Annotated in this window: 2 protein-coding genes; both read right to left on the bottom strand. The window is 70.6% G+C overall.

The genetic code is table 11. From position 1 onward, the window contains the following. Window positions 1–1836 (bottom strand): type III secretion system outer membrane ring subunit SctC (sctC, locus tag BDIM_RS05375; RefSeq protein ID WP_040345117.1); only part of this gene is annotated, 1836 nt, incomplete at its 3' end. A 15-nt stretch (window positions 1837–1851) separates the two neighbouring features. After that, window positions 1852–2614 (bottom strand): FHIPEP family type III secretion protein (locus BDIM_RS05380; protein WP_211205971.1); only part of this gene is annotated, 763 nt, incomplete at its 5' end.

Here is a 2614-nt window from a genome sequence, read left to right on the forward strand (position 1 = left end):
CAGGGGGTCGTTCGGCGCCGACCCCTGATTGAAGCCCATGCGCGATCCGCCCTTGGGCAGGGCCGGGGCGGCGGGCAGGGGCTGGGTCTCGGGCGAGCCGGGAATGGCGCCGAAGTCCAGGCGCGGCGCAGGCGCTTCCTCGCCGATGGACGCCAGGCGCGGCGTGATCAGGAACAGGCGCTCGATCCGGCCCGTCGAACGCTCCGAGCGACGGAACAGCAGGCCCACCGCCGGGATGTCGCCCAACACGGGCACCTTGGTCACGGCGTTGACGTCCTGCTGCACCACCATGCCGCCCAGCAGCAGGCTCTGCCCTTCCAGGATCATGGCCTGGGTGTTCAGGGCCGCGCGCTGGACGACCGGGATGTCGTCGACGTCGGCGTCGGTCAGGGAGCCGTCCTCGATCTGGATCTGCATCCGGATACGGGTCTGGTTCTGGTCGCGCAGGACGTGCGGCGTGACCTTCAGCGTGGTCCCGGCGGTGACGTTGTAGAGGTCGACGTCCCGCTCGCCCTCCAGGCCGACGTAGAAGCTGCGGGTGTTCTCGAACAGGGCCTGGACGTTCGACAGGGTGACGATCTGCGGACGCGAGACGATGCGGGCGACGCCCTCATCCTCCATCGCCGTGATGCGTGAGACGAAGTAGTCGCCGTTGCCGATGATGGTTGAGATGGCCAGGCCGTTGTTGCGCGGGGTGATGTCCTGGCCCCGGCGCAGGCGTTCGTCGTTGCGCGTGCCGTCGCCGAACAGGATGCCGCCGCGTCCGTCGTCGAAGCGCCAGCTGATGCCCAGCTGACGCGCGCGGGTCGTGTCGATGTCGATGATGGTGGCCTGGATTTCGAGAAGCTGCGGCTCCTTGTCCAGGGCGGCGATCAGCGCCTCATAGGCCCCCATGCGGTCGGCCGTGTCGCGCACGATGACGGCGTTCAGGCGCGTGTCGGCCTGGATGCGTGCGTGCTGGACCGGGGCGCCGCCCGCCATCTGTTCGTCAGCGAGCGCCAGGCCGAGCGTGTCCGGCGTCGGGGTGAAGCCCCCGTCGACATAGCTGGCGTCCATCAGGCCGTTCTGCGCCGCGCCTTGCGAGGCCAGACCCTGACCGCGCAGGCCCCCGACGCGCGGCGAGCGGCGGGTCTCGATGCGCCGGGCGACGGCGCCGTTCGGGTCGTTGCTGACCATGGCGCGCAGGATGGAGGCGACGCCCGGAATGGTGACTTCGCTCTGGGCCGTCTCGAAGGTCACGTCATCGGCCCAGGCGTAGCGAAGGGTGAAGACGCGGTACTCATAGGTCGGCTGGGCGGCTTCGGCGCGAGCGCCGGGGCCGGCCCGGGCGATCTCGTCGATCTGCTGGATGAAGCGGCGCGTGCCGTTGGCGATCAGCATCTGCCCGGCGGGCTGCAGGGTGTTGCGGCTGTCCAGCAGGCCCATTTCCTGCGCCGTGGCGCGCACGCGGCGCAGCATCTGCGGCGAGGCGGGGATCGACTGGCTGGTCAGTTCGGAGGTCTGATAGATGTAGACCGCCCCGCCGTCATAATAGGCCACCAGGTCGAAGGCGTCCGCCACCTGGCTGAAGATGGTCGAGGCCGGGCCGCTGAAGGCGCCGTTCACCGTGCCGCGCAGGTTGGGGCTGATGATGACCGGCACGCCCAATTGGCCGAAGAAGCTCTGCAGGAACTGACCCACCGGCTGCTCGCGCGGGGCGATCTGCAGCGTCTGGTTGCCGATCGGCGGATCGCCCGCCGCAGCGGGCGCGGACAGGCCGAGCAGCGTGGCCGCGGAGGCCATGGCCAGGAGGGCGGTCTTGAAGCCTTTGCGGGCGGTCGGCGTCTTGATCGTCATGCAGGGTCCGTCGTTTCAGGCCGCAGCGGCCGTGGAGGCGGGAGGAGCGGAAGGGGCGGGAACAGCCGCCGGCGTCGCCGCGTCGAGGTCGGGCAGGGCGACCCGGCCGACGATCTCGAGCTTCAGGCTGGGCAGCAGCTCGTGGAATGACAGGGCGGGGGTGTCGAACAGCTCGGGCTCGACCAGCTTGCGGATGTGACGGCGCAGGTCGATGGCGGCCAGCACGGCGTCGGCGTTCGTGTCGCGCACCGTCTTCTGCACGGCCTCGATGATCTGGCGGGCCATGTCCGGCTCCAGCGCCAGCTGCTGACCGGCGCCGCCGACGCGGATGGATTCGCGCAGGTGCTTCTCCAGCGCGGGCTCCAGCACGGCGGCCTTCAGCACGCCGTCGGGGGCGTAGCGGTGGCTGATTTGGCGACGCAGGGCCACGCGGGCGAACTCGGTCAGGGCCAGCGGATCCTTCTCGCGCTGACCGGCGTCGGCCAAGGATTCCAGGATGTCGCGCAGGTTGCGCAGCGGCACCTCTTCCTCGGCCAGGCGACGCATGATCTCGGCGATGCGGGCCAGGGGCAGGGCGCGCGCGACCTCCTTGACCACCTCGGGATAGCTCTCGCCGGCGCGGTTCAGCAGGGTCGAGGCCTCCTGGATGCCGATGAACATTCCCGCGTTGCGACGCAGCAGCCCGCGCACGCCGGCCAGCGTCGTATCCAGCGCGTCCTCGGCCGGGCCGGGATCGCCCGCGCCCAGGGGCGCCTCGAACGCCATCAGCCGCCAGCGG

Source organism: Brevundimonas diminuta ATCC 11568, from assembly GCF_000204035.1.
In the GTDB taxonomy this organism is placed as follows: Bacteria; Pseudomonadota; Alphaproteobacteria; order Caulobacterales; family Caulobacteraceae; genus Brevundimonas; species Brevundimonas diminuta.